General features: G+C 67.9%; 23 protein-coding genes. 18 read left to right on the top strand and 5 right to left on the bottom strand.

Annotated elements, in window-relative coordinates; all coding sequences use genetic code 11:
- The first annotated feature begins 25 nt into the window (after positions 1-25).
- A complete protein-coding gene (locus tag ACXZ1E_RS04325) occupies positions 26-1,468 on the top strand; it encodes a gluconokinase (RefSeq protein WP_458042195.1) in 1,443 nt (480 codons plus the stop codon).
- Entirely contained in the window at positions 1,465-2,418 is a 954-nt protein-coding gene (locus ACXZ1E_RS04320) for a phosphoglycerate dehydrogenase (RefSeq protein ID WP_458042194.1), read from the top strand. The genes ACXZ1E_RS04325 and ACXZ1E_RS04320 overlap by 4 nt, the downstream gene beginning before the upstream one ends.
- Here the strand turns inward: ACXZ1E_RS04320 and ACXZ1E_RS04315 are convergent.
- The gene (locus ACXZ1E_RS04315; protein ID WP_458042193.1) at positions 2,408-3,103 is read right to left on the bottom strand and encodes a FadR/GntR family transcriptional regulator; all 696 of its coding nucleotides are present in this window, start codon (positions 3,101-3,103) and stop codon (positions 2,408-2,410) included. The two genes, ACXZ1E_RS04320 and ACXZ1E_RS04315, sit on opposite strands and share 11 nt — an antisense overlap.
- 169 nt (positions 3,104-3,272) lie before the next feature.
- Here ACXZ1E_RS04315 and ACXZ1E_RS04310 point away from each other — a divergent pair, with 169 nt between their 5' ends.
- Genes ACXZ1E_RS04310 through ACXZ1E_RS04300 form a run of 3 tightly spaced genes read left to right on the top strand, consistent with a single transcriptional unit; the run spans position 3,273 to position 6,524 of the window.
- Positions 3,273-4,661, top strand: coding sequence for a GntP family permease (locus ACXZ1E_RS04310; RefSeq protein ID WP_458042192.1), 1,389 nt, complete (start codon positions 3,273-3,275; stop codon positions 4,659-4,661).
- 49 nt (positions 4,662-4,710) lie between these two features.
- Positions 4,711-5,478: an SDR family oxidoreductase gene (locus tag ACXZ1E_RS04305; protein WP_458042191.1), complete on the top strand. Its 768-nt coding sequence runs from the start codon at positions 4,711-4,713 to the stop codon at positions 5,476-5,478.
- 26 nt (positions 5,479-5,504) lie between these two features.
- A complete protein-coding gene (locus ACXZ1E_RS04300) occupies positions 5,505-6,524 on the top strand; it encodes a zinc-binding dehydrogenase (RefSeq protein WP_458042190.1) in 1,020 nt (339 codons plus the stop codon).
- A 28-nt stretch (positions 6,525-6,552) separates the two neighbouring features.
- On the opposite strand, the gene ACXZ1E_RS04295 is transcribed toward ACXZ1E_RS04300, so the two are convergent.
- Positions 6,553-6,885: a hypothetical protein gene (locus ACXZ1E_RS04295; RefSeq protein WP_458040811.1), complete on the bottom strand. Its 333-nt coding sequence runs from the start codon at positions 6,883-6,885 to the stop codon at positions 6,553-6,555.
- A 70-nt stretch (positions 6,886-6,955) separates the two neighbouring features.
- Here ACXZ1E_RS04295 and ACXZ1E_RS04290 point away from each other — a divergent pair, with 70 nt between their 5' ends.
- From ACXZ1E_RS04290 to pth, 3 genes are all read left to right on the top strand, one after another.
- Entirely contained in the window at positions 6,956-8,095 is a 1,140-nt protein-coding gene (locus tag ACXZ1E_RS04290) for an IS630 family transposase (protein ID WP_458040812.1), read from the top strand.
- Between the two features lie 387 nt (positions 8,096-8,482).
- On the top strand, positions 8,483-9,145 hold the full coding sequence (locus ACXZ1E_RS04285; protein ID WP_458042189.1) for a 50S ribosomal protein L25/general stress protein Ctc: 663 nt from the start codon (positions 8,483-8,485) through the stop codon (positions 9,143-9,145).
- Between the two features lie 91 nt (positions 9,146-9,236).
- Positions 9,237-9,821, top strand: a complete 585-nt coding sequence (gene pth, locus ACXZ1E_RS04280; RefSeq protein ID WP_458042188.1) for an aminoacyl-tRNA hydrolase — start codon at positions 9,237-9,239, stop codon at positions 9,819-9,821.
- 257 nt (positions 9,822-10,078) lie between these two features.
- On the opposite strand, the gene ACXZ1E_RS04275 is transcribed toward pth, so the two are convergent.
- Complete coding sequence (locus ACXZ1E_RS04275; protein ID WP_458042187.1) at positions 10,079-10,765, bottom strand: hypothetical protein; 687 nt, start codon at positions 10,763-10,765, stop codon at positions 10,079-10,081.
- 58 nt (positions 10,766-10,823) lie between these two features.
- Between ACXZ1E_RS04275 and mfd the strand changes: the two genes are divergently transcribed.
- Both mfd and ACXZ1E_RS04265 read left to right on the top strand, forming a co-directional pair.
- Positions 10,824-14,417, top strand: a complete 3,594-nt coding sequence (mfd, locus tag ACXZ1E_RS04270; protein WP_458042186.1) for a transcription-repair coupling factor — start codon at positions 10,824-10,826, stop codon at positions 14,415-14,417.
- Positions 14,418-14,701: 284 nt separating this feature from the next.
- The gene (locus ACXZ1E_RS04265; protein ID WP_458042185.1) at positions 14,702-15,301 is read left to right on the top strand and encodes a gamma carbonic anhydrase family protein; all 600 of its coding nucleotides are present in this window, start codon (positions 14,702-14,704) and stop codon (positions 15,299-15,301) included.
- Between the two features lie 17 nt (positions 15,302-15,318).
- On the opposite strand, the gene ACXZ1E_RS04260 is transcribed toward ACXZ1E_RS04265, so the two are convergent.
- Both ACXZ1E_RS04260 and ACXZ1E_RS04255 read right to left on the bottom strand, forming a co-directional pair.
- A complete protein-coding gene (locus ACXZ1E_RS04260; RefSeq protein WP_458042184.1) occupies positions 15,319-15,549 on the bottom strand; it encodes a hypothetical protein in 231 nt (76 codons plus the stop codon).
- Between the two features lie 57 nt (positions 15,550-15,606).
- A complete protein-coding gene (locus tag ACXZ1E_RS04255) occupies positions 15,607-18,282 on the bottom strand; it encodes a phosphoenolpyruvate carboxylase (protein WP_458042183.1) in 2,676 nt (891 codons plus the stop codon).
- Positions 18,283-18,479: 197 nt separating this feature from the next.
- On the opposite strand from ACXZ1E_RS04255, the gene nhaA reads away from it, so the two are divergent.
- The 8 genes from nhaA (at position 18,480) to eno (ending at position 26,854) form a co-directional block, all read left to right on the top strand.
- The gene (gene nhaA, locus ACXZ1E_RS04250) at positions 18,480-19,682 is read left to right on the top strand and encodes a Na+/H+ antiporter NhaA (RefSeq protein ID WP_458042182.1); all 1,203 of its coding nucleotides are present in this window, start codon (positions 18,480-18,482) and stop codon (positions 19,680-19,682) included.
- A 50-nt stretch (positions 19,683-19,732) separates the two neighbouring features.
- Complete coding sequence (locus ACXZ1E_RS04245) at positions 19,733-20,407, top strand: MazG family protein (RefSeq protein WP_458042181.1); 675 nt, start codon at positions 19,733-19,735, stop codon at positions 20,405-20,407.
- 166 nt (positions 20,408-20,573) lie between these two features.
- Positions 20,574-21,887, top strand: coding sequence for a histidine--tRNA ligase (hisS, locus tag ACXZ1E_RS04240; protein WP_458352045.1), 1,314 nt, complete (start codon positions 20,574-20,576; stop codon positions 21,885-21,887).
- A 167-nt stretch (positions 21,888-22,054) separates the two neighbouring features.
- Positions 22,055-22,873, top strand: coding sequence for an SGNH/GDSL hydrolase family protein (locus ACXZ1E_RS04235; RefSeq protein WP_458042180.1), 819 nt, complete (start codon positions 22,055-22,057; stop codon positions 22,871-22,873).
- Between the two features lie 85 nt (positions 22,874-22,958).
- Positions 22,959-24,596 (top strand): sodium-dependent transporter, encoded by a 1,638-nt coding sequence (locus ACXZ1E_RS04230; protein WP_458042179.1) that lies wholly within the window; start codon positions 22,959-22,961, stop codon positions 24,594-24,596.
- Positions 24,593-24,760: a MetS family NSS transporter small subunit gene (locus tag ACXZ1E_RS04225; protein WP_458042178.1), complete on the top strand. Its 168-nt coding sequence runs from the start codon at positions 24,593-24,595 to the stop codon at positions 24,758-24,760. The genes ACXZ1E_RS04230 and ACXZ1E_RS04225 overlap by 4 nt, the downstream gene beginning before the upstream one ends.
- Positions 24,760-25,458, top strand: coding sequence for an O-methyltransferase (locus ACXZ1E_RS04220; protein WP_458042177.1), 699 nt, complete (start codon positions 24,760-24,762; stop codon positions 25,456-25,458). The genes ACXZ1E_RS04225 and ACXZ1E_RS04220 overlap by 1 nt, the downstream gene beginning before the upstream one ends.
- 115 nt (positions 25,459-25,573) lie before the next feature.
- Entirely contained in the window at positions 25,574-26,854 is a 1,281-nt protein-coding gene (eno, locus tag ACXZ1E_RS04215) for a phosphopyruvate hydratase (RefSeq protein ID WP_458042176.1), read from the top strand.
- Positions 26,855-26,920: the final 66 nt, after the last annotated feature.

Raw genomic sequence — 26,920 nt, 5'->3', positions numbered from 1 at the left:
CCCTCCAACGACGGAACCAGGACCCATGATCATTCTCGCTCTCGAGGCCAGTACGACCTCCGCCAAGACGATGCTGTTCGATACCGAGACGGGATCGGTGGCTGTGCGCAGCCGCCGTTTCGAGGTGAGCGGTCCGGATTCTGCCGTCCGCGACGGCGATGCGATCTATACCCAGATGATGGCGCTGGGGCGTGAGAGCGCCGCAGGCGCCGCTATCGACCTGATCGTGCTGAGCGGTACCTGGCACGGACTCACCCTCCGCCGCGCCGACCTGTCCGCCGTCACGCCCGTCATGGAGTGGCCGTACACCGGGGCGCAAGATCTGTGCGCGCGCCTGCGGTCCGATCAGGAATTCACCTGGTGGTTCTACGAGCGCACGGGATGCATGGTCAACGCGGTGTATCCCGTGTTCAAGCTCCGGTATCTGGCCGACAACGGCACGTCCGTCGACGGACTGCTCGCCCTCGACCAGTCGAGTCTCAACTTCGCGCGATTGACGGGTGAGGTCTGGACGAACCCCTCGCTGGCGTCGGGCACGGGGCTTTTGAACGCGCACACCGCGGAGTGGGACGACGAGGTGATCGAGCGGATGGGCCTGGGAGGGGTGCTGCTGCCAGAGCTCCGCTCGTCGAGCGACACCGCGCCGCTCCGCGACGAGGCGGCCGTGCTGCTGGGGTTGCGTCCGGGCATTCCGGTGCTGACGCCCGGGCCCGATGGTGGGCTGAGTCAGGTCGGCGACCTCGCGACAGAGCCGGGCGACATGACATTCTCGATGGGAACGAGCGGCGCTCTCCGCTTCTCGACCCTGCACCCCTCACTCTCGCCGACCCTCAGCACGTGGTCGTATCGATCGCCCGTGGGCGCTCTGAGCGGTGCGGCGACGTCCGGATGCGGCAACTGCGTCGATTGGGCTCGCGAGCGCCTCTTCGGGCTCAGCACCGACTACGCCGAACTCGAACCGCTGCTCTCGGCGGATCGGCGTGACCTGCCCGTCTTCTTGCCGTTCCTGTTCGGTGAGCGAAGCCCGGGTTGGCAAGATCAGCGCCGCGGCGGGATCGTCGATCTGCAGCCGCAGCACTCACGCGCCGATATCTATCAGTCGGTGCTCGATGGCGTGGTCTATTCGCTCTACCACTGCTACAAGGAGCTGACGGCGCTGAACGGCGCACCGCGCCGCATCGTGCTGTCGGGCGGGGTCCTGTCGTCTCCCTACTGGACACAGCTCACCGCCGACGTGTTCGGCGCCGAGATGGAGGTCTCGCCCCGCCAGCACAGCTCGATCCTCGGTGCCGTTCGCATGGGCCTGCGCGCGTCGGGATTGTCGGATCGCCATCCGGCCCTCGATGAGGGAGAGGTTCGTGTCGTGACACCCCGGCTCGAGCGACGCGCCCAGTACGACGAAGAGTTCGCGCGGTATTTGGATCAGTACTCGCGCTCACTGCCCGGTGCGGAGGGAGAAACTCGATGAAGGTTCTTGTCACCCCGACGTCGCTCTGTCGCAACCGCGACGCGCCCGTTCTGGACGCGTTGCGCGAGGCTGCAGACGAAGTGATCTTCAACGAGACCGGTCGACCGATGACGGCGCCCGAGCTGATCGAGGCCGTCGGTGGCGTCGACGCCGTGATCGCTGGCCTCGACGACTACACAGCGGAGGTTCTGGCCGCAGCGGACCGGTTGCGGGTGATTTCGCGTTACGGCGTGGGTACGAACAACATCGATCTCGAGGCGGCGGAGCGACGCGGCATCGTGGTGACCCGCACGCCCGGAGCCAATTCCCTCGCGGTCGCCGAGTTGACGATCGGCCTCGCCTTCGCCGTTGCTCGCGGCATTCCGCGCCTGGATGGCGGAGTTCGTGTGGGGGAGTGGCCGCGAGGGGATGGGATCGAGCTGACGGGACGCACGTTCGGTGTCGCCGGCTTCGGCGCTATCGGACGACTCGTGGCCGAGCGGGCCAGAGGCATTGGCATGCGTGTGGTGGCATATGACCCTCTCCTCCCTGACGAGGCGTTCCGCCAGGCGGGTGTGGAGCGGATGGATCTGGATGACCTCTGCCGTGCGAGCAACGTGATCAGCGTGCATGTTCCGCTGATGCCCGAGACCCGACACCTGTTCGATTCTCGGATGCTCGCGATGCTTCCGCCCGACGCGATCGTCGTCAACACAGCGCGGGGTGGCTTGCTCGACGAGGCTGCGGCGCTGGCCGCGCTCGATGACGGCCGTTTACACGGTGTCGCGATCGACGTCTACGAGACCGAGCCGCCGAGCGCCTCCGTGCTCGTCGGGCACCCTCGGGTGGTTTCGACTCCGCACAGCGGCGCACACACGCGCGAGGCGATCGTCCGGACCGCAACCCAGGCGGTGTCCGATGCGCTGGCGGTGCTCCGCGGCGAGAGCGTCGCGACGGCCGTCAGGGCGTAGTGCGGACCTCGCGCAACACGGCGTCGACGTACCGGCGGGTGTGATGCTCGGCGGCCTCGGCGTCGCCGCGGGCTATGGCGGCCGCGGTCTGAACGTGGTTGTGGAGCGCCTCGGAGTGGGGGACGTCTGGGGTCAACCCCAGGTGTGATCGGCCCGCGATCACCGCGGCGATGGCCGACTTGGTGGCAGCGAGCATGAGATTTCCGCTCGTATCGAGGATCAGGTCGTGAAAGGCGATGTCTTTTGCGAGGTACTCGTCAGTGTTCCCGAGCCCAGCTTCACCGAGCTCCTCGAGTCGCTGTGCGAGGCGAAGGATTTCCGCCCTTTGCACATCGCTGGCCCGCTGAGCGCTCAGGCGGGCGGCGACCGGCTCGATGGCGGCGCGCAGCTCGGTGACGACCGCCAGCTGCTGGTCGCGGCCCGGGCCCTCCAATTGCCAGCCGATCAGCCTGGTGTCGAGGGCGCTCCAGCGCTCGGCGGGGAGCACCGTCACGCCCACCCGGCGGCGTGACTCGAGCATGCCCATCGCTTCCAGCACCCGCACGGCCTCACGGATGACAGTGCGCGAGACGCCGTATTCGGATTCGAGTCCGGCGAGCGTGAGCACGGCTCCCGGGGCGAGTCCGCCTGCCGAAATGCGCAGCCCGAGACTGTCGAGCACGGGACCGTGCGATGCCTGTGCCACGCTGACTCCGCTCAAAAATATGATTACAGGTTGTGAAAGATACGATCATTGTGTGAGGATTCACAGGTCCCGCACGAGTCATGACGGCCCGAGCGGGGCGTTCGAATCCTAACGCGGGAGCGCCCGGCCACCCGGGCGCGCTCATTCCTCACAATCAATGGAGATCCAGATGGAAGATTGGACCCAGACGCTGGGCACCGGACCGCTCTTGGCTATCGCGGCCGGAGCGATCGCGCTGATCCTCGTCATGATCATCGTCTTCAAGGTGCACGCTTTCTTGACGCTGATCGTCGTTTCGCTTCTCACCGCGCTCGTTGCGGGTGTGCCGATCTCTGCGATCGCCACGACACTCACGGGCGGCTTCGGGGCCACCCTCGCGACCGTCGCACTGCTCGTCGGGCTCGGAGCCATGCTCGGCAGGCTCATCGAACACTCCGGTGGGGCAAAAGCCCTCGCCGACAAGTTCGTCGAGATCTTCGGCGAGAAGCGGGCGCCGTTCGCTCTCGGAATCGCCTCGCTGATCCTCGGATTCCCGATGTTCTTCGACGCGGGCCTGGTGATGATGTTGCCGATCATCTTCGCCGTCGCGCGTCGCGTCTCGAGCAACAACGTCCTGCTGTTCGGTCTGCCCGCGGCAGCGGCCTTCTCGGTCATGCACGTCTTCCTGCCGCCGCACCCGGGCCCGGTCACCGCGAGCGAGCTGTACGGCGCCAACCTCGGCATCGTCCTGCTCGTCGGCCTCGTCATCGCGTTCCCCGTCTGGTACGTCTCCGGTTACCTCTGGGGAAAGTTCGTTGCTTCGCGCATCAAGCTGCCGGTCCCGGCGATCTTCGGTGACATCGACGCCGATCAGCCGAGCAACCCGCCCAAGCCCAGCACGATCATCATGATCCTGCTGCTGCCGATGTTCCTCATCTTCCTCAACACCGGACTCACGACCCTCATCAGCGCGGGCGCCGTGTCGGGCGAGAACACCTGGGTCCAGTTGCTGATCCTGCTCGGCAACTCCGCCGTCGCCCTGCTGATCACCGTGATCGTCGCGATGATCGTGCTCGGCACCCGCCGGGGCGAGAACGGCACGGCCATCGAGAAGATCGTCGACTCGGCGCTCGGTCCCGTAGCCTCCGTCATCCTGATCACGGGCGCTGGCGGAATGTTCGGTGGCGTGCTGCGTGCATCCGGTATCGGCGACGCGCTCGCCGATACCCTCGCCGACCTCGGGCTGCCCATCATCTTCGCGGCCTACATCATCGCGGTCGTGATCCGCCTGGCACAGGGTTCGGCGACCGTGGCGCTCGTCACGGCCGCGGGGCTTGCGGCGCCGGCCGTGATCGCGGGGGACTTCAACCCCCTCCAGGTCGCGGCGATCACTCTGGCCACCGCGGCAGGCTCGGTCTTCGCGGGGCACGTCAATGACTCGGGCTTCTGGCTCGTCGGGCGACTCATGGGAATGGATGTCAAGACGACCCTGAAAACCTGGACCGTGCAGCAGACGATCGAGTCGGTCTTCGCCTTCGCTCTCGTGCTCGTGGTGTACGGCATCGGGTCGCTGCTCTAGCCCGCGGCATCCGCGTCGCCTTCGTCCCCCGAAAACAGGAGAAATCGCCATGTCTGCCCTCTTCGACGTCACCGACCGTCTCGCCCTGGTCACGGGCTCGTCCCGCGGGCTCGGCAGATCCCTCGCTCTCGCGCTCGCGCGGGCGCGCGCCCGGGTGATCGTGCACGGTCGGGACGCCGAGGCGGTCGAAGCGACGCGGGCCGAGGCAGAGACCCTGTCGGGTCGCCCCGCCGCGTCGGTCACGTTCGATGTGACCGACGCGGCGGCGGTCGAGTCCGCCGTGGCCGATCTGATCGAGCGCATCGGTACCCCCGACATCCTCGTCAACAATGCGGGGGTGCAGCGGCGTGCTCCTATTCAGGAGTTCGGCATCGCCGACTGGGACGACATCATCGCCGCCAACCTCTCGGGGGTCTTCTACGTTTCGCGCTTCGTCGCGCCCGCGATGATCACGCGCGGTTCGGGCAAAATCGTCAACGTCGCCTCGGTGCAGTCGCACCTGGCCCGCCAGACCATCGCGCCCTACTCGGCGTCGAAGGGCGGAGCTGCGCAGTTGACCAAGGGCATGGCCGCCGACCTCGCGCGCCATGGAATTCAGGTCAATGCGCTCTCACCCGGCTACTTCGCGACCGAGATGAATCGTGCGCTGGTCGATGACCCCGATTTCACCGCCTGGCTCACGCAGCGGACGCCTGCCCAACGCTGGGGTGACTTTGCCGAGCTCGACGGGGCCCTGCTGTTTCTTGCGTCGGACGCATCCAGCTTCGTTTCGGGGCAGAACATTTTCGTCGATGGCGGCATGACCGCCGTCGTGTGAACGTCATCCCCAGAAAGGCCCCGCGCATGCGTGCTGCATTTATCGACGCCAAAGAGACCCTGACCGTTCGAGAGATCGATGTGCCCGAACCCGGTGCCGGCCAGGTCCGCGTCCGCATCGACTACGTCGGTATCTGCGGGTCCGACCTGCACTACTACTTCGAGGGCGCGAACGGCGCCTTCGTCGTGCGCGAACCCCTCATCCCCGGGCACGAGGTGTCGGGTCGGATCGCGCACGACCCTACGGGGCAGTGGGCCGCGGGCACGCCCGTGACGGTGCATCCGGCCACCTTCGGAACCCCCACACCCGGACTCGAGGATGCCCCCCACCTGTGGCCGAACGGCGCGTACCTCGGCAGCGCCTCCACCTGGCCGCACACGCAGGGTGGCATGGTTGAGCAGCTGATCGTCGACCGAGCGATGGTGCGGATCCTGCCACCCTCGCTCCCCGTCCGACGCGCAGTGCTCGCCGAGCCCCTCGCCGTCGCGCTGCACGGTGTGTCGAGGGCCGGTGATGTGACCGGCAAGCGCGTCCTCGTCACGGGCTCGGGCCCGATCGGATTGCTTGCGATCGCGGCAGCCGTCGCCGCAGGTGCCGCCGAGGTGACGGCGACCGACGTTCTGGCGGGGCCCCTGGAGCGGGCGCGGATGCTGGGGGCCGCCCACACGATCGACGTCAGCCGCGATCAGCTGCTTCCCAATCACTACGATGTCGTGCTCGAGTGCTCGGGGGTTGCCCCCTCGATCTCGACCGCTCTCGTCGCCGCGCGGCCGGGCGGCACGGTCGTGCAGGTGGGCATGGTGCCGAACGAGCCGCGGCCGCTGAACATCTCGCCGTTCATCTCGAAGGAGCTGACCTACGTCGGCACATTCCGGTTCCACGACGAGATCGACGCGGCGGTCGAGTTGCTCGCGACGACACCGCTCATCGAAAGCGTCATCACGCACGAGATTTCAGCAGAGCATGCGGTCAGCGCGTTCTCGGTCGCTCGAGACTCGCAGGCGTCGGGCAAGGTCGTCGTCGCCCTGTGGCCCGAGGCTGACTAGTGGTGGTGTTCGTTAGTTCGTCGGGGGGTCAGGTCCAGGCGGTGGGGTCGCCGAGGTAGAGTCCGCAGGCTGTGTCGAGCGCGTCTTCGGGGGTGCCAGCTTGCCAGCCGCCGGGAAGGAACGCTTGCTGGTAGTCGTCGTGGCTGGCGCGGTAGATCGCGAAGCCCCACTGGCTGGCGTATCCGACGTAGCGGAGTCGGCACAGACGCAGTTGCTCGCCGTGATCGTCGGTGCCTTCGATGTATGCGAACTGGCCGCGGTAGGTGACGGAAACGTTGGTCAGTTGCGGCCATCGTGCCCGGGCGTGAGCGTTGAGGCGCTGCGAGAGAGAAGACCTCGTGGATGCGGGGATGGCTGCCATGTCACCATGATCGCGGACCGGGTCCGCGTGTCGCCACAAGATCCCCGCGTGACCCTGTTAACCCCTGATCATGCATGCGATCAGTGCCCATGTGATCGAACTGTCCGACGCGGAACGAGCCGAACTGTCCCGCCGGGCGCGACGGGTGCGAGCGGAGGTCCGCGAGGCGCAGCGCGCCCGGATCATCCTCGCCGCTGCGCGGGGGACACCGAATCAGCAGATTGCCGACCGGCTCGGCGTGCACGTGGACACGGTTCGCAAGTGGCGCTCACGATTCGCGCACCGCGGTCTGGGCGGGCTGGGCGACCTGCCGCGCGCCGGGCGACCTCCCGTGTTCGCTGTCACTGCAGTCGCGGAAGTCAAGGCGCTGGCCTGCCAGCTGCCCGCCGAGACCGGGGTTCCTCTCTCGCGGTGGTCTCACGCTGAGCTTGCCTCCGAGGCAGCGGCTCGCGGGATCGTGTCTGCCGTGTCAGCGTCCACGGTCCGCCGCTGGTTGGATGCGGACGCGATCAAGCCCTGGCAACACCGGTCCTGGATCTTCCCCCGTGATGAAAACTTCGCGTTCAAGGCCGGCCGGGTGCTCGACCTCTACAGCCGAGTCTGGGACGGCGAACCGCTCGGCGCCGACGACTACGTCATCAGCGCCGATGAGAAGTCCCAGTTGCAGGCCTTGCACCGCCGCCACCCGGGCCTGCCCCCGGCACCAGACAGGCTGCGGCGAGTCGAGTTCGAATATCGTCGCGGCGGCACCCTCGCCTATCTCGCCGCCTACGACGTGCACCACGCGAAAGTGATCGGCCGGTGCGCTCCGACCACCGGTATCACGCCATTCACCGAACTCGTTGAGCAGGTGATGACGACCGAACCCTACGCGTCGGCCCGCCGAGTTTTCTGGGTCGTCGATAATGGCTCCTCCCACAACGGGAACGCCTCCATCCAACGAATGAAAGACGCCTTCCCCAATGCGACGCTCGTGCACCTGCCGGTGCACGCGTCCTGGCTGAACCAGGTCGAGATCTACTTCTCCATCGTGCAGCGCAAGGTCGTCAAACCTCAAGACTTCGAGAACCTGACCGTCCTCGAACAACGCCTCCTCACATTCCAGGAACGCTACAACGCCACCGCGACCCCGTTCGACTGGCGATTCGGACGCACCGCCCTACACGACCTCCTCGAACGCATCAACCGACACGAACACGCAACAGCATGACCCCCGACGAACTAACGGAGACACCCACTAGTCCTGGCGGTAACCAGAGCGGCCCATCGACCAGAAGGCTCCGGCGGTGAGCACAGCGCCGACGGCCGTGAGGGCTCCAATCGACCACACCACTACGTGGGAGAAAAATACGCCATCGATCATCATCAGCTCCGGTGGTCGTGAACAGAAGTCGGTGTCATCACGCTACAGGCATCTCCGGTAGCATGGTGTCTACCCTCGGCGAGGGATGTTGTTGTGCGGTCGTCCGGCTGCGCGAGGCATCCGTGATCGACGTGGCGATGTGGGCCCTGGTGGCACTCCTCCCGCGTTGGCGTATGAGTCGAGAACCCCAGACCTACGCGACGCGCCCCGTCGCGTGCCCACAAGGAGATTCACATGTCGAAAGACACCAAGGCTGCGACCACGGACGACACCAAGGTCCACGCCGAGATTCGTACCAGCTTCGGCAAGGGCTTCGCCCGTCGCCTCCGCGCAGCAGGCAAGATCCCGGCCGTCATCTACGGCCACGGCGAAGAGCCCGTACACGTCGCCCTGCCCGGCCACCAGGTCGCACTGCTCCTGCGTCGCGCCAACGCAGTGCTCGAACTCGATGTCGAGGGCACTCATCAGCTGACGCTGGTCAAGGATGTCCAGAAGGACCCCGTGCACCAGATCATCGAGCACATCGACCTGCTCGTGGTCAAGAAGGGCGAGAAGATTCAGGTCGACGTGCCCATCTCGGTCATCGGCGAGCCGTTCCCCGGAACGATCGCCGCTCAGGACGCCAATACGGTTCTGCTGGAGGTCGAAGCCACGCACATCCCGCAGCGTGTCGAGGTCGACGTCGAGGGACTCGAGGATGGCACGCACATCACCGCGGCCGACCTGAAGCTGCCCAAGGGTGCGTCGCTCATCGTCGACCCGGAGACGCTCATCGTCGCGATCTCGGTTCCGTCTGCGACCCTTGCGGCCGAGGATGAGATCGCCGAGCTGGACGCGGCTGTGTCCGCGGCACAGGCCATCGAGTCCGAGGAAGCCAAGGACGAGTCCGCCGAATAAGCATTCGCGCAACCGCGCAAACCGGAGCCCGCTCTCGCCGATACGGTGGGGGCGGGCTCCGTGCATAAGGGCATAGACAGAGGGAGTTGACGTGGCTGACGCGTGGTTGGTGGTGGGGCTCGGCAACCCGGGACCGCGATATGAGAGCACGCGCCACAACATCGGGCAGATTGTCGTCGATGAACTCGCCCGGCGCCGCGGTGCGACATTCAAGTCCCATCGGTCCAACGCGCGGGTTGCCGAGACGTGGCTCAGCCCGGGCTCAGCGAAGATCGTGCTGGCGAAGCCGAACTCGTTCATGAACGTCTCGGGCGGGCCGGTCTCGAGCCTCGCGGCTTTCTTCGGAATCGAGGCCGATCGGGTAATCGTTGTCCACGACGAGCTTGATATTCCGTTCGACACGATCAAGCTCAAGATCGGCGGCGGCCACGGTGGTCACAACGGCGTGCGCGATGTCGCAAAGGCGCTGGATACCCCGGAGTTCACGCGTGTCCGCGTGGGGATCGGACGGCCCCCCGGTCGCCAGAAGGCGGCGGACTGGGTTCTCGACCCGTTTGGTGCAACCGAGAGAGCGCAGCTGCCGCTCCTGATCGGGGACGCCGCGGATGCTGTCGAGCTCGTCGTCGGTGAGGGGTTGCTCGCCGCCCAGCAGCGTTTTCACGCGCCTCGCGAGTAGCCGCGCTCGACCTGGGGCGTCGCCTTCACGTGCCGAGTGGGTAGCCGCGCTCGACCTGGGGCGTCGTTGTTATGCGCTATGCACGTGGTCGTGCTCGACCTTGGGGCGTCAGAATCCCGTTGGGGCGTCGTATTCCGCGCCCCAGCGTGACGCTGACGCCCCAACTCGGGGTGTGGACGCCCCAACTCGGGGTGTGGACGCCCCAACTCGGGGTGTGGACGCCCCAACAAGCGATGGGGCGAGAAGCGGATGGCGCGTCAGGCGCCGATGGTTGCGCCGGTGGCGACACCCGCGAGTCCCGCGGCGTAGACCACCGTGCCGAAGATGAAGATCGCGACGACGGCCACGACGATCGCGGCGATGCCGGTTCCGAGCCCGCGACGCTTCGCGATCGCGACGATGCCCTGGACGATCGCCCAGATGCCGAGCACCGTGCCGGCCCAGAAGGCGATCTCGCCGAGCAGCACCCACTCGCGAACGGGGAAGAGAAACGACAGATCCGGCCACGCCGTGCTGGGCATCGACTCGAAGCGCGAGGCAGTGCCGGTTCCGACCTGGAATGCGGCGACGGCACCCACGATCGGGGCGACGACAGCGGCCCCGAGAGCGAGCAGTAGGGCGACGAGCCCGAGGCCGCCCGGCTTCTTCGCCGCGGGCGCGGCGGCGGGTGCGCCGGCGGCGGGATACGAGCCCGGGTACATGCCGGCGGGTGGGTAGCCGGCGTTCAGACCGGGGAGCGACGGATGCTGGGGGCCCGGATACGATCCGCCCGCGGAGGGCGGGTTCGGGTACGGGGGTGCCGGGGGAGCGATGGGAGGCGCTACCGGCGGCGTTACCGGACTCGCGGCGGGCTGCTCGATCGGCGGTGCGGCGGGCGGTACGGTCGGGGGGAGTGGGTAGTCCCTCGCGGAGGGCGCATCCGTGGGCGGCGTCTGGTCGCTCATGCCCTCATCCTAGGGTCGCGAACGGCGCGGTGTCGGTGGGGGCTCGTAGACTGGTCATGTGTCAATTCACGGAATCACGCGCGCCCTGGCGCGCTCAGAAGCGTTCCGTGAGGGCCTCGACGAGGCATCCCGCGACGCCGATCTCTCGCTCAACGAGGGGCTCGTCGCCCCCGTACTCTCCGCCCTCGTCGAGCGCCGCGCGGCGTCGGGTCGCCCGCCCGCGCTACTCGTCATCACGCCCACCGGACGTCGCGCGGACCAGCTCGGCCCCTCGCTCGCGGCGTATCTGCCCGACGCCCTGGTGCTGTCTTTCCCCGCGTGGGAGACCCTGCCGCACGAGCGTCTGAGCCCGAGCCCCGAGACCGTCGGTGCCCGGCTCGAGGTGCTGCGCCGGGTTGCCGAATGGGATGGGGCGCGGCCTCTCGTCGTGACGGCGTCGGTGCGCGCCGCGCTTCAGCCGATCGCGTCGGGCCTCGAGAGCGTGCGACCCGTCGAACTCGCGGTCGGCACACGCGGCCACGACCTGACGTCGCTGGCCGAACGACTCGTCGAACTCGCCTACACGCGCGTCGACATGGTTTCGCGTCGCGGAGAGTTCGCGCTGCGCGGAGGCATCCTGGATGTCTTCCCGGCGATAGCCGATCATCCCTGCCGCATCGAGTTCTTCGGCGACGAGGTCGATCAGATCCGCGCGTTCGCGGTCGCCGATCAGCGTTCGCTTCCGGGCGCGATCGACTCGATCGCCCTGCCGCCGAGCCGAGAGCTGCTGCTGACGGCCGAGGTCCGAGAACGGGCCCGTTTGCTGCAGGGCGAGCTGCCGGGGCTTGCGGGAATGCTCGAGCGGATGTCCGAGGGCATCGCCGTCGAGGGCATGGAGTCACTCACGCCGGTCCTGGCGGACGGCATCGTCCCGCTCGTCGACTATCTCCCGACGGGCACCGCGGTGGCCCTCGTCGATCCGGAACGCGCGGTCGCGCGCGCGATCACACTGCAGGACACGAACCGCGAGTTCCTCGAAGCAGCCTGGAGTGCCGCAACGGCGGGCGCAGACACGCCGATCGACCTCGGCAAGGGTGACTTTTTGACTCTGCCGAGTCTGCGCGAGGCCTCGTCCGAGCGCGGTGGAGTGTGGTGGACGCTGAGCGCGTTCGATTCGGGTGCCGTGGATGCGGTCGCGGATGGCGTGTTCGATCCCGTGGGCACCTCGGTCGTCCGATTCGCGGGAGCAGGCATCCCCTCGTTCCACGGCAACATCGACGGGGCCACGGCTCACGTCGGTGAGTTGCTGGCGGATGGTTGGAGTGTGGTCGTCGCCGCAGCAGGATCAGGCCTGGTCGATCGTGCGCGGGATGTGCTGTCGGAGCGGGGGTTCGCCGCTCGGATCGTCGAGGATGTCGCCGAGCCACCCGAACCGGGTGTCGCTCAGCTTGTGCAGGCACCGATCGAGGCGGGCTTCTCGTTCGCCGATGCGAAGATCGCTGTGCTCACCGAGTCCGACTTTTACGGTCGTACGATCAGTTCCGACTCGCGCGTGGTCAGGAAACTGGCATCGCGACGGCGGAACGTCGTCGACCCGCTGCAGCTCAAGGCGGGCGACTTCGTGGTTCATTCCACGCACGGCATAGGTCGCTTCGTGGAGCTCGTGCAACGCGAGGTCTCGTCCGGCGGGCGCAACCCCGTCAAGACCAAGCGTGAGTATCTGGTGGTCGAATACGCCCCGAGCAAGCGCGGCTTTCCCGGCGACAAGCTCTTCGTGCCGACCGATCAGCTCGACCTGCTGTCGAAGTACGTCGGGGGGGAGGCCCCGACGCTGTCGAAGATGGGCGGTAGCGACTGGGCAGCGGCCAAGGGCAAGGCCCGCAAGGCCGTCCGCGACATCGCCGTCGAACTCGTCAAGCTCTACTCGGCGCGTATGTCGGCCAAGGGTCACGCTTTCGGCCCCGACACCCCGTGGCAGCGCGAGCTCGAAGAAGCTTTCCCGTTCGCCGAGACCCCCGACCAGTTGCAGACGATCGACGAGGTCAAGGCCGACATGGAACGGCCCATCCCGATGGACCGCCTGCTGTCGGGCGACGTCGGGTTCGGTAAGACCGAGGTTGCGGTGCGCGCGGCGTTCAAGGCGATTCAGGACGGCAAGCAGGTCGCGATGCTCGTGCCAACGACGCTGCTGGTCAAGCAGCACCTCGAGACGTTCGCCGAGCGGTTCGCCGGGTTCCCCGTGCGCGTGCGAGCACTCTCGCGCTTCCAGACCGACAAAGAGGCGCGAGAGATCATCGCGGGCCTCGAGGATGGCTCCGTCGACATGGTGATCGGAACCCACCGTATCCTGACCGAAAAGGTGTCGTTCAAGGATGTCGGGCTCATCATCATCGACGAAGAGCAGCGGTTCGGTGTCGAGCACAAGGACGCGCTGAAGAAGCTCAAGACCAACGTCGACATCCTCGCGATGAGTGCGACACCGATCCCGCGAACACTCGAGATGGCGGTCACCGGCATTCGCGAGATGTCCACGCTCGCGACGCCGCCCGAGGACAGGCATCCGATCCTGTCGTACGTCGGACCCCGCAACGACAAGCAGATCACCGCCGCGATCCGCCGCGAGTTGCTGCGCGAGGGGCAGATCTTCTACGTGCATAACCGGGTCTCGTCGATCCAACGGGTAGCCGCGCACCTGGCCGAACTTGTGCCCGAGGCGCGCATCGCGGTCGCCCATGGACAGCTCGGCGAACACGCGCTCGAGCAGGTCGTCGATGACTTCTGGGAGCGCAAGTTCGATGTGCTGGTGTGCACGACGATCATCGAGACCGGTCTCGACATCTCGAACGCCAACACGATCGTGATCGATCGCGCCGATAAGTACGGCCTGTCGCAACTGCACCAGCTGCGCGGACGCGTCGGCCGTGCCCGCGAGCGTGCGTACGCCTACTTCCTCTACGACGACATGAAGCCGCTGTCCGAGACGGCGGCCGATCGACTCGAGACGATCGCCGTCAACAACGATCTCGGTTCGGGCATGCAGGTCGCGCTGAAGGACCTCGAGCTGCGTGGGGCCGGCAACCTGCTCGGTGCCGAGCAGGCGGGACACATCGCGGGCGTGGGCTTCGACCTCTACCTGCGCATGATCGGCGAGGCCGTGGCGACGTTCCGCGGCGACGACGTCGAGGGGCCGGCCGAGCTCCGCCTCGAGTTGCCGGTGCGGGCGCGCATTCCCGAGTCATACATCGACAGTGAGCGCCTCCGCCTCGAGGCGTACCAGAAGCTCTCGTCCGCGGCGACGGCGACCGCAGCCCCCGACGCTATCGACCTCGTCGTCGAAGAACTCCGCGACCGCTATGGCGAGGCCCCGGCCGAGGTCACGGGCATCGTCGCCGTCGCTCGCCTGCGCCGCCGCGCCGCCCGCTCCGGCCTGACGGATGTCGTTGCCATGGGTCCGAATCTGCGGGTCGCCCCGGCGCACCTGCCGGATTCGTTGCGGGTGCGGATGCAGCGGCTCTACCCCGGCGCCAAGCTCATGTCGGGTGGCGAGGCGCTCGTGGTGCCGATGCCACGGTCGGGCGATGCACGGTCGGGCAACGACGCGCTCTCGGACGACGAGCTGATCGCCTGGACAGAGCAGTTGCTGACGGCGCTGTTCCCCGAGCCCACGCCGTAGCCGACGCCCGAGGTCCCCGCGGCCGGTGGGGCACACGAGTCCGCGCCCGCGGCTTCCGCCTGACCGTTCCCGCGCGATAGTTGCCGGCGTGCCGCCGCACCGCACGTTCGTGCGGTCCATTGCGTGACTTGGGGCGCCCGGGGCGCGGTGGGGCGTGGTGTCCCGCGCCCCACCGTGATTTCGACGCCCCACGTGGTGTGGGCGTGCCCGTTCCCGGCCGCGAGGGTGCCCGGGAACGCAAGCAGAGGAGGCGAGCGGGGAGGCGAGCGGAGTAGGTTGTGCGCATGCTGTTCGAGCACCTCGGGGCACGACCCCGCATCGATCCGACGGCAGTCATCGCCGAAACCGCCGTCATCTCGGGCGATGTCGAGATCGGCCCCGACTGTCAGGTCTTGCACGGCGCCGTGATCACGGCGGAAGGGGGCCCGATCACGCTCGCCGCCTGCGTCATCGTGATGGAGAACGCCGTCATCCGGGCCACATCGGCAGACCCCGTGCACATCGGGGATCACACGTTGATCGGTCCGGGCGCGACGGTGAGCGGCGCGGTCATCGGCTCCGAGGTGTTCCTCGCGACGGGCACACGCGTGTTCAACGGTGCGCGGATCGGCGACCGCTGCGAGGTACGGATCGGCGCGATCGTGCACCTGCGCACGACACTCCCGCCCGAGACCGTCGTACCGATCGCCTGGATCGCAGTGGGGCACCCGCTCGGGCTGTATCCACCCGACCGCCATGACGAGATCTGGGCGGCTCAGAAAGAGCTCGACTTTCCCGGATATGTGTTCGGCCTCGACCGAGCGACACCCGACCTGATGGTCCAACTCACCGAGCGCTACGGCCGCAGCCTCTCGCGCCACAGGCAGGACCGCCGCGTCGACTGACGCCGGACCCTCGTTCGTCAGGCCCAGTTGGCACCACAGGACATGCAGCGGAATTCGAGCGCGGGTTCATCTTCGTACAGCTCATCGTCACTGTTCTTGCCGCGACGGGTTTCTTCGCCGCGCAGCTCTTCGTCCCGGTCGAGCTCGAGGACGAACCATCTGACCTCCACGACCCGTACACGTGTGTCGTCGCAGACAGGGCAGATCTCGGCGGCGAGGTCGCTGACGTCTTCTCGTGTCTTGATCATGCGAACACGCTAGGCCGGGCCTCCGACATCCGTCCGACCGCCACGCGACGGCGAGGCTCAGCCGGTGTTCTGCAGGCCCGCCGCGACGCCGCTGACCGAGAGCAGAAGCAGACGCTGCTGTTCGGGATCCGCCCCGGAACCGATCGCGGCCGAGGCGCGCAGGGCACGCAGGGCACGCAGCTGCAGCATCGACAGCGCGTCGACGTACGGGCTGCGCATCTTCACGGCGCGCTGGAGCACGGGCTTGTTCGAGAGGAGTTCGCCGCCGCCGGTGATGCGGATCACCCAGTTGCGCGTCGATTCCATCTCGTCCAGCACGAGTTCGGCCAGTTCGTCGCGGTCACCGAGCGCCAGGTAGCGGCGGGCGATCCGCGGATCGGCCTTGGCGAGGCTCATCGCGACGTTATCGATCATCGTGCGCAGCAGCGGCCACTCGTCGTACGCCTCGCGCAGCAGCGCCTCGTCGCCGACGGCATCGAGCGCGGTGCCCAGGCCGAACCAGCCGGCGAGGTTGATGCGCGCTTGCGTCCACGCGAACACCCAGGGGATGGCTCGCAGGTCCTCGAGCGATTCCACCGACAGTCCGCGGCGGGCCGGGCGTGAGCCGAGCGCCAAGAGACCGACCTCTTCGAGCGGTGTGACGGTTGCGAACCACGGCGCGAATCCGGGTGCGCGGACCAGCGAGAAGAAACGCTCACGGGATGCGGAGTCCATCGTCGCCGCGACGCTCGCGTACCGCGAGGCTGCCTCTTCGTTGCGTCGCTCGATCGACGGGGAAGACGCCAGTAGCGTGGCCGCCGCGACCTGGTCGATGTGCCGCATCGCGATCGCCGGGTCGCCGTACCGGGCGAAGATGACCTCTCCCTGCTCGGTGAGCTTGAAGCGCCCCTCGACCGAGTGCGGCGGCTGGGCCAGAATCGCGCTGTTGGCGGGTCCGCCACCGCGCCCGAGCGCGCCGCCGCGACCGTGGAACAGGGTCAACTCGATGCCCTCTTCGCGTGCCCATGCGGCGATCGCGGCCTGCGCCTCATAGAGAGCGAGATTGGCGGCGACGGGTCCGACATCCTTCGACGAATCCGAGTAACCAAGCATGACCTCGAGGCGCCGTCCGGTGCTCTCGAGTCGTTCGGCGAACTCTGGGTGCGTGACGATCTCGGCGAGGATGCCCGGCGCCGCCTGCAGATCGGCGAAGGTCTCGAAGAGCGGGATGACGTCGAGCACCGGGGCCTTCGCGTCCGGTCCCACAGCGTAACGGGCGAGGCGCCGCACGTTCACGAGGTCTTCCGCCGACTGCGTGAACGAGACGATGTACCGTCCGGCCGCGCGCGGACCGAAGCGTTCTTGCACGAAGGCGACGGCACGGAAGACCTCGAGAACCTCCTCGGTCGTCTCGCTCAGCGCGCCCCCGGCCTCGAGCTCGGCGAGAGCCGTGCGGTGCACCTGCGAGTGCTGCCGGACCTCGAGCTCGGCCAGGTGGAACCCGTAGGTTTCGACCTGCCAGATGAGCTGCTGCAGTCCGCCGAACGCGTGGCGCTCCGCAGAAGCGGCGACGAGCGAATCCTGCACGACCCGCAGGTCGGTGAGCAGTTCGTCAGGGTCGCGGAATGCGAGGTCGGCGTCACGGGTGCGGGTCGCGGCGATGCGGCGGGCGAGCAGCAGCAGGATGCGTCGGTGCGGCTCGTTGGGCGAGCGCTTGGCGATATCGGCCGCGGCGTCTTCGTCCGCTGCGCGCAGTCGATTCCAGAGGGCGACGAGCGCCGGGCTCGGGGGAGTGGTGTCGGCATCCAGCGTCAGCGACCGGCCGACACGCGATGCGGTGCGCTCGAGGCCGAGCAGCACGTGCTCGGAGGCGATCGCGGCGGCCTTGCGGGTGACCTTCGCGGTGACGAAGGGGTTGCCGTCGCGGTCTCCACCGACCCACGAGCCGACCCGCACGAACGGGCGCACGATCGGTGCGCGGCGACCCGCCTCGGGACCCTGGAGTGCGTCATCCACGCGGCGGTACACGTGCGGCACCGCGGTGTAGAGCGTTTCGTCGAAAACCGCCATGATCGCGCGGACCTCATCGGTGGGCGAGGGCTTCTCGGCGCGCAGCGGCGCCGTGCGCCAGAGCGTGTCGATTTCTTCGAGGATGCCGCGGCGCGCCCGTCGCTCGTCGGCACCTCCATCCCGAGAAGAGTCGAGGGTCTCGAGCAGCGTCGCGATGCGCCGCACGGTCGAGGAGATCGCGCGGCGGCGGGCCTCGGTGGGATGCGCCGTGAAGACCGGGTGGAACCGCAGGCCCTGCAATCGGTCGAGGGCGGTCTCCTCGCCGACCTCTTCCGCGAGGCGCGCGAAGGCCGCTGCGATCGAGTCCGTCGCGTTCTCTTTCTCGGGACGCCCGTCGCGCTCCCGCAGCACGCGCACGCGCTGGTGCTCTTCCGCGAGGTTGACCAGGTGGAAGTAGCAGGTGAACGCGCGAGCGACCTCGTCGGCGCGCTCGACCGTGAAGGACTCGACGGTGGCCTCGGCACGCTCGAAGGCCTCGGACGTGGGGTCGGTGTACGCCTGGATCGTCGCGGCCCGCAACCGCTCGACGTCGTCGTACAGGCCGGGCGCGCCGCTCTCGCGGAGCACCTGGCCGAGCAGGGCACCCAGCATCCGCACGTCCGCACGCATCGACTGGGGCAATTCTTGACCGGCGTCGAAGCGCCCGACGAGATCGATTGCTTCGGTGGTTGTGGGTTCGGGCATGGTTTTCAGGGTAGTGCGGGAGTGTTACCGGTTCGTCACGCTGGGCTTCGGCGTACCGCCAGCGTGCAGGGGACATTGTCGGGGCAAGCGTTAGAGTGGACCACTGGTGTGCCGGGAAGTCTGGTCGGCGGTGGTCAAAGCGCGCCCACCGAACATCGCGGGTGAAACCGCGTGGCCCCCAACCCCGAAAGGACCCCGTGGCCCTCCTTCGTTCTGCACGATTCCCCGCAATCATCCTTCTGACGGCTGCCGTCGCGGCGCTGATCATCGCCAACTCCCCGCTCGGTGCGGGTGCAGAAGCCGTCAAAGAGACGTACCTGGGCATCCCGGGCGTGTTCGAGATGTCGGTCGGGCACTGGATCCAGGATGGCCTGTTGGTGGTCTTCTTCTTCGTCGTCGCGATCGAGCTGCAGTTCGAACTCACGGCGGGCGAACTCAACTCGGCGAAGAAGGCGCTGCAACCGGCGATCGCGGCCGCGGGTGGCGTGCTCATCCCGATCGTGATCTATCTGGCGTTCGCCGCGGGTTCGGATGCGTCGCGCGGATGGCCCATTCCGACCGCCACCGACATCGCCTTCGCCCTCGGGGTGCTCGCGGTGTTCGGCAAGGGATTGCCCTCCGGCATCCGGATCTTCCTCCTGGCTCTCGCGATTCTCGACGACATCGTCGGCATCCTGTTCATCGCGGTGCTCTTCACGACCGATGTCAACTTCGCCCTGCTGGGCCTCTCCGCCGTCCTCGTCGTGATCTTCGGCCTACTGAGCCGCCGCCTCGACACCCGCGCACGCGTGCCGATCGCCGCGATCCTGGTGGTGCTCGGCATCGCAACGTGGGTCGCGGTGTATCTGTCCGGCGTGCACGCCACGATCGCCGGCGTTGCGCTCGGCCTGGCCTTCGCGCAGGGCCCCGCCCTGCGCACGCGGCACACACTCGAGCCCTGGGTCAACGGCATCGTGCTGCCCCTGTTCGCGTTCTCGGCCGCACTCGTCGTCATCCCGATGGTGTCGCCCGCTCAGCTCTCGCCCGCCTTCTGGGGCATCCTCGTCGCACTCCCGGTCGGAAAGATCATCGGTATCTCGGTGTTCAGCTGGATCTCGTTGCGCCTCGCCAATCGCGGAGCGACGCCCCACCTGTCGTTCGCGGATCTTCTGGCTGCCGGAGCGCTCGGTGGCATCGGATTCACCGTGTCGCTGCTGCTGTCCGAGCTGGCGTTCGCCGGTGATCCGCTCGTCCGCGACGAGGCGACCCTCGGTGTGCTCGCGGGCTCCGGGGTCTCGCTGGTCATCGCGGCGGTCCTGGTGTCGCTGCGAGCACGGCACTTCCGTCACCTCGCGCACGTCGAGTCGGACGATATCGATGTGCCGCCGGCGTCGACGCCCACAGGTGGCCAGCTTGCCTGAGCGTTTCGCGGCGCCGGACATACGTTCGGCGCGTGGGGCAGGATGGGGCGATGGAGAGTCAGGACGCTGGCGCCGCGCGCCGTGCCGAGGCGCTGGCGGCAGCAGTCGAGACGATGCGGCTGGTCCGCGATCGGTGCGTCTGGACCCAGCAGATCACGCATCGCGATCTCGTTCCGTATCTGATCGAGGAGAGCGCCGAGCTGGTCGACGCGGTCGAGGATGGCTCGCGCGCGGAATTGCGTGAGGAACTCGGCGATCTGCTGTGGCAGGTGCTGTTCCACGCCGAGATCGCGGCACGCGACGCGGATGACCCCTTCGACATCGCGGATGTCGCCGACGGGCTGACCGAGAAGATGGTGCGTCGGCATCCGCACGTCTTCGGTGACGATGTCGCCGAGACGCCCGAGCAGGTGCTGGTGCTCTGGAACGCCGCGAAGGCGGCCGAGAAGAGCGAGCGGCGGAGTGTGCTGGATGGCGCGCCCTCGGGGATGCCGTCGCTCGCGTTGGCGCAGAAGCTGTTGGGCAAGGTGTCGGGACTGGTGCCCGCCCCCGTCGTGGCGCCCGTCACGACCGGCCCGGATTCCGAGGCCGAGCTCGGCGACGCGCTACTTGCCCTCGTGGTGCAGGCTCGGGCCCAGGGTTGGGATGCCGAACGAGCTCTGCGGGAGCGCTTGCGGACGCTCGAGTCCGACATCCGCGCCGCCGAGGCTGCCGGCCCCGCCTGACCTTCGTCCGCCCGCCGTCGTCGCGGCCCTGGGCCTGCTCGCCTGGCAGAAAAGGTGGGTCTGGAGGCGTCGAACTCGTAATTTCTGCCAGGTGAACGGATCGACGTGCGGGTCTGGGGCGGGCGCGCGCGAACAGGGCGGGCCGGGCGGATGAAAGGATAGGGCCGTGGCATCCGTGAACCCGCCGCGCGGCATGCGCGACTTCCTCCCCGCCGAAAAGGCCCGCCGCGAGCGTGTGCTCGCCGTCATCCGCGACCGCTACCGCGCGCACGGGTTCGACGAGATCGAGACACCCGTCGTCGAGGACTACGAGCGCCTACACGCGGGCATCGGCGGCGACAACGAGAAGCTCTCGTTCAGCATCCTGCGCCGGGGTCTCGACGCCGACGGCATCCGTGCCGCCGCAGACGACCCCGCCGCGCTCGCCGACCTGGGCCTCCGCTACGACCTGACCGTGCCGCTCGCCCGCTTCTACGCTTCGCATCGGGCCGAGCTGCCAGCCGTGTTCCGTGCCGTGCAGATCGCGCCCGTGTGGCGCGCGGAGCGTCCCCAGAAGGGCCGCTACCGCCAGTTCGTGCAGTGCGACATCGACGTGCTGGGCGATGCGACGCCCCGTGCCGAAGCCGAGCTGATCGCCGCGACGCTCGACACCCTCGACGCCCTGGGGCTCGCGGGAGCGACCGTTCGTATCAACGACCGACGTGCGCTGGATGGGATGCTCGCGAGCTTCGGCTTCGCGGATGCCGAGCGTGCGGGCGTGCTGATCACCATCGACAAGCTCGACAAGATCGGCCCCGACGGTGTGGCGGCCGAGCTCCGCGAGCGCGGCGCGACGCCCGCGGCCGTGGACGCCTTCGACGAATTCCTGCGCCGTCCGCAGACGTCTGACGCCCTGCCGTATGGCGAAGAGCAGATTCGTCGGGCTCTTCCCGAGGGGATCTCCGACGAGGTCATCCAACATCTGGTGGGTGTCGGAGAGGCTGTCGCTGCCTCTCGAGGCACTCTCGCGGCCGCAACGGGCACTCTCGCGTCGGGATCGGGCATTCTCGCGTTCGACCCCTTCCTCGTCCGGGGCATGGGGTATTACACGGGCACGATCTTCGAACTCGCGCACCCGAGCGTCGGCTATTCGCTCGGCGGCGGCGGACGCTACGACGGGATGATCGGCCGGTTCCTCGGCTCGGATGTCCCGGCAGTCGGATTCTCCATCGGGTTCGAGCGCATCGTCGATCTGGTCGAGGCGGGAGAGGATGCCGCGGCGACCGCGGTCGTCTTGGTGCACGACGCAGACGTCCCGGTCGCCGAGCTGCTCGCCCTCAAGGCGTCGTTCGTCGCCGAGGGCGCGCGCGTGCGGCTCGAGCGTCGGACCAAGAACCTCAAGCCGACCCTCGAGCGCGCGGTGTCCGATGGATACACCGCCCTCGCGACGGTCGCGACCGGGGCGACGGCAGCCACGATCGAGCTCAAGCCCTTGAAATAGGCGCGCTGTCCAGACGCGGACGCCCCGGTCACTGAGCCTGTCGAAGTGGCGCGGCCGGCCCGTCTATGCCTGTCTGCTCCCTTCGACAGGCTCAGGGAGCGATCGCGGAACGCACGCGTCGCTCGCGCGACAGACGGCGTTCACCTCGCCGGGGTGTGATCGCGGGTATGAGCCGCTCCCGCGTCGCCCTGAGGGTCGGTGGATCGCTCGCTCTCGTGGCGGTCGCGAGCTTCGGGGTCGCGGTTGGTGCGCGGATGCTTCTGACGCGCCAGGCGGCTGTCGCCCGGCGGCGGATCGGTAAGCCGCTCGGCGAACTTGCGCCGCGCTCGGATCGCGTGTGGCGCAAGCAGTTGCCGGGTCGCCCGGTCGAGTTGCTCGTCCTCGGCGATTCGATCGCGGCAGGTCTCGGGGCGGACCGCCGCAAGGACACGCTCGGCGCCCGTCTCGCCAAGGGCCTGGCGGGGCGCATCGGCCAACCCGTGCGGCTCCGGACCGCGGCCATCGTCGGCTCCGAATCGTCCGCGCTCGCGGAGCAGATCGACGGGCTGCCCGAGCGGTACGTCGCCGATGTCGCCGTGATCGTGGTGGGCGGCAACGATGTGACCCACCGCATCCCCGTATCGGTGTCGGCCGAACATTTGCGCACGGCGATCATGCGGCTGCGCGCACGCGGCATTCCCGTCGTGGTGGGCACCTGCCCTGACCTCGGGGCGCTCCGGCCCGTGCCCCAACCCCTGCGGATACTGGGATCGCAGATGTCCCGACAACTGGCCGCAGCTCAGGCCGCGATCGCCGAGAAATCCGGCGCGACCGCGGTGTCGCTCCGCAGCGCGGTCGGCAGGGTGTTCTTCGAGCAGCCCGACGAGATGTTCGGTGTCGATCGCTTCCACCCGAGCGCACTCGGTTATGGACGCACTGCCGAGGCGCTGTTGCCGGTCGTCGTCGCCGCCGTGGAAAGCCGGAGCGCGGTGCCCGCCAGAGTGTGACGCAAGCCCTCGCGACGGCGGCGATGCGGCTGATAGCGTGCTCACCACGAATTCCGGAGATCGAAACTCACAACGCGGGAGCAACATGGCGCGGTTCGAGAAAGACCAGCAAACGGATGCCGGAGCGACGACACCCGATGACAGGCCTCGCGAACAATGGACCGGTCAGGTCGGGTTCATCCTGTCGGCAATCGGGTCCGCCGTCGGGCTCGGCAACATCTGGCGCTTTCCCGGCGTCGCGTACGAGAACGGCGGGGGTGCATTCCTCGTGCCGTACCTGATCGCGCTGCTCACGGCGGGCATCCCGATCCTGTTCCTCGATTACGCGATCGGCCACCGCTTCCGCGGCGCCGCGCCCACGGCGTTCCGTCGTTTGGGTGGCAGATCGGGCCGATGGCTGGAATCGCTCGGATGGTTCCAGGTGACCATCGCCTTCGTGATCGGCCTGTACTACACCGTCGTCATCGCCTGGTCGCTGAGCTTCTTCGTCTTCTCGTTCGACCTCCGCTGGGGCGACGACCCGGCCGCGTTCTTCACGGGGGAGTACCTTCAGACGGGTGACCCCGGGTTCAGCACGGAATTCGTGCCGGGCGTGCTCATTCCGCTCGCCATCGTCTGGATCCTGGCGATCGTGGTCCTCGCCGCCGGTGTGGCCAAAGGACTGCAGCGCGTGAACGTCATCGCGCTCCCCGTCCTGGTGATCGCGTTCCTGATCCTGGTCGTGCGCGCGCTCTTCCTCGACGGCGCAGCCGAGGGCCTCAACGCACTCTTCACCCCCGACTGGACGGCGCTCGCCGACCCGAACGTCTGGATCGCGGCGTACAGCCAGATCTTCTTCTCCCTGTCGATCGCGTTCGGCATCATGATCACCTACGCCTCGTACCGCAAGCGCCGTTCGAACCTCACGACTCCGGGTCTCGTGGTGGCGTTTTCCAACTCCTCCTTCGAGATCCTCGCGGGCATCGGTGTCTTCGCGACGCTCGGGTTCTTCGCGTTCAGCCAGGGCGTAGCGATCGACGAACTCGAGGGGCTGACGGGCGTCGGCCTGTCGTTCATCACGTTCCCCGCGATCGTGTCGCAGATGCCGGGCGGGCCGATCTTCGGGTGCCTGTTCTTCGGGTCGTTGACCCTCGCCGGGTTCACGTCGCTCGTGTCGGTGCTGCAGGTCGTCTCGGCTGCGGTACAGGAGAAATTCGGACTCTCGACCCGCCGCGCCGCGCTCTCCGTCGGTATCGTCTCGGCCATTCTGTCGATGCTGATCTTCTCGACGACAACGGGGCTCCTCGCGCTGGATGTCGTCGACCAGTGGGCCAATAACATCGGCATCGTGGCATCCGCGATCCTGACGACCGTGCTCGTGCTGTGGGTCGCGCGCAAGGGGCCCGAGCTGCGCTACCACCTCGACTCCCTCTCAACCTTCCGCGTGGGTCGTGTTTGGCTGCTGCTCGTCAGCGTGCTGGCGCCGCTCGTGCTCGGTTACATGCTGATCTCGCGCATCGTCGTGCTGATCACCGAGGGGTACGGGGGGATGCCGCCCTGGTACCTGCTCGTCTTCGGCTGGGGCACGGTGCTCGTGCTCGTCGTCGGCGCGGTCGTGCTCTCCGTTCTGCGGTGGAAGCGCTCGCCGGATGACTTCACCGCGTGGCCGGAGTATCCGCCCGCGAGCGCCAGACGCGCCGCGCCGGGCGACACGGCGGCCCGCGCGAAGGGAGCACGGTCATGACCCCGCTGGCAATCGCCTTCCTGGTCCTGTCGATCCTGATCGTCTGGGGCGGGTTGACCGCGAGCATCCTGTTCCTGCGTCACCGACCCGAACTCGCCGAATATCCGCCGGGTGGGGTCGACGATGACCGCGAGGCCGCCGGCATCATCGAGCACGACACCTGATGGCCGAATCCACCCCCGCGAACTGGCGAAGCGCCGACGATTACCTGGTCGACACGCTGGTCGGACACGACGCGGCGCTCGAATCGACGGTGGCGGCTCAGAGCGCGGCGGGGCTTCCCGCGATCGAGGTGGCACCGGTCGCCGGGAAGCTGCTGCACCTGCTCGCACGGATCGCGGGCGCGCGACGCGTGCTCGAGATCGGGACGCTCGGCGGGTACTCGACCATCTGGCTCGCCAGGGCGCTCGATGAGAACGGTCGCGTGATCACGATCGAGGCGGAGCCCCGCAATGCAAAAGTGGCGCGTGTCAACATCGACGCAGCCGGCGTGGGGCAGCGCGTGGAGATCCTCGTCGGGCGCGCCGCGGAGGTATTGCCCACGCTTGTCGGAGCTGAGTCATCGGCCACCGAGCCGTTCGATCTGGTCTTCATCGACGCGGACAAAGAGTCCAACACGATCTACCTCGACTGGGCGGCTCGGCTCGGTCGACCGGGCACCGTCGTCGTACTCGACAACATCGGACGCGAGGGCGACATCGTCGATCCGCACACGACCGACCCCCGTGTCGCCGGCACGCGCGCTGCCCTCGAGATGCTGGGTGCCGATGCGCGTTTCGAGGCGACGGCGTTGCAGACGGTGGGGCTGAAGGGATGGGACGGATTCGCCCTGGCGGTCCTTACGGGAGCATCGGCGCCGTAACGCGGCGTGAACGACGAGCGCACGCCCTGTGCGGGAGCGACCACCTCGCTAGACTGACGGAGGACCGACGACGCTCCGAACACCACCCGCAGTGCACGAGCAAGGAGTCAAACACGTGGCACTCATCGAGGCAGTAGGCGCCCGCGAAATCCTCGATTCGCGAGGCAACCCGACAGTCGAAGTGGAGGTGCTGCTCGATGACGGAATCGTTCAGCGGGCTGCTGTTCCCTCCGGCGCATCCACCGGAGCGTTCGAAGCGTACGAACTGCGCGACGGCGACAAGAGCCGTTACGGCGGCAAGGGCGTTCTGAAGGCCGTCGATGCCGTGATCGACGAGCTCGGCCCGGCCCTCGAAGGCATCGAAGCCAGCGAGCAGCGCATCGTCGACGAGATCATGATCGACACCGACGGCACCGAGAACAAGAGCCGCGTCGGCGCCAATGCCATCCTCGGCGTCAGCCTCGCCGTAGCGAAGGCCGCGGCCGACTCGGCCGACCTGCCCCTGTTCCGCTACCTCGGTGGCCCGAACGCGCACGTCCTGCCCGTTCCCCTGTTCAACGTCATCAACGGCGGATCGCACGCCGACAACGGCATCGACATGCAGGAGTTCTTCCTCGCGCCGATCGGTGCCGAGACGTTCTCCGAGGCCCTCCGCTGGGGCACCGAGACGTACCACGTCCTCAAGGGCGAGCTGCTGAAGGCCGGCTACGCCACGGGCCTCGGCGACGAGGGCGGCTTCGCCCCCGACCTCCCGAGCAACCGCGAGGGCCTCGACTTCCTCATCACGGCCATCGAGAAGGCCGGATTCAAGCCGGGAACCGACATCGCCCTCGGGATGGATGTCGCCGCGACCGAGTTCTTCCGCGACGGCGCCTACGTCTTCGAGGGCAAGAACTGGACAGCCGAGCAGCTCACCGACTACTACGTCGAAATCGCGAACGCCTACCCGATCATCACGATCGAGGACGCCCTCGCCGAGGATGACTGGGACGCCTGGAAGCACCTCACGGAGAAGCTCGGATCGAAGATCCAGCTCGTCGGCGACGACCTGTTCGTGACCAACCCCACCCGCCTGGCGGATGGCATCAAGCGCGGCGTCGCCAACTCGCTGCTGGTCAAGGTCAACCAGATCGGAACGCTCTCCGAGACGCTCGACGCCGTCGACATGGCGCACCGCGCGGGCTACACGACGATGTTCTCGCACCGCTCGGGTGAGACTGAAGACACCACGATCGCCGACCTCGCCGTCGCGACCGGCTCGGGTCAGATCAAGAGCGGCGCGCCCGCCCGCAGCGAGCGCGTCGCGAAATACAATCAGCTTCTGCGTATCGAAGAAGAGCTCGGCGACGCCGCGGTATTCGCGGGTCGCTCGGCCTTCCCCCGCTACCAGGGGTAACGCACCGAAGCAGCAGTGAAAGAGGGGGGAGACATGGCGAAACGACCGGCTCCCCCCTCTTCCGCT

Source organism: Pacificispira sp. HM-600 (assembly GCF_977993705.1).
Note: the sequence above shows the minus strand (reverse complement) of the source record. Positions and strands in the feature narration are given on the sequence as shown.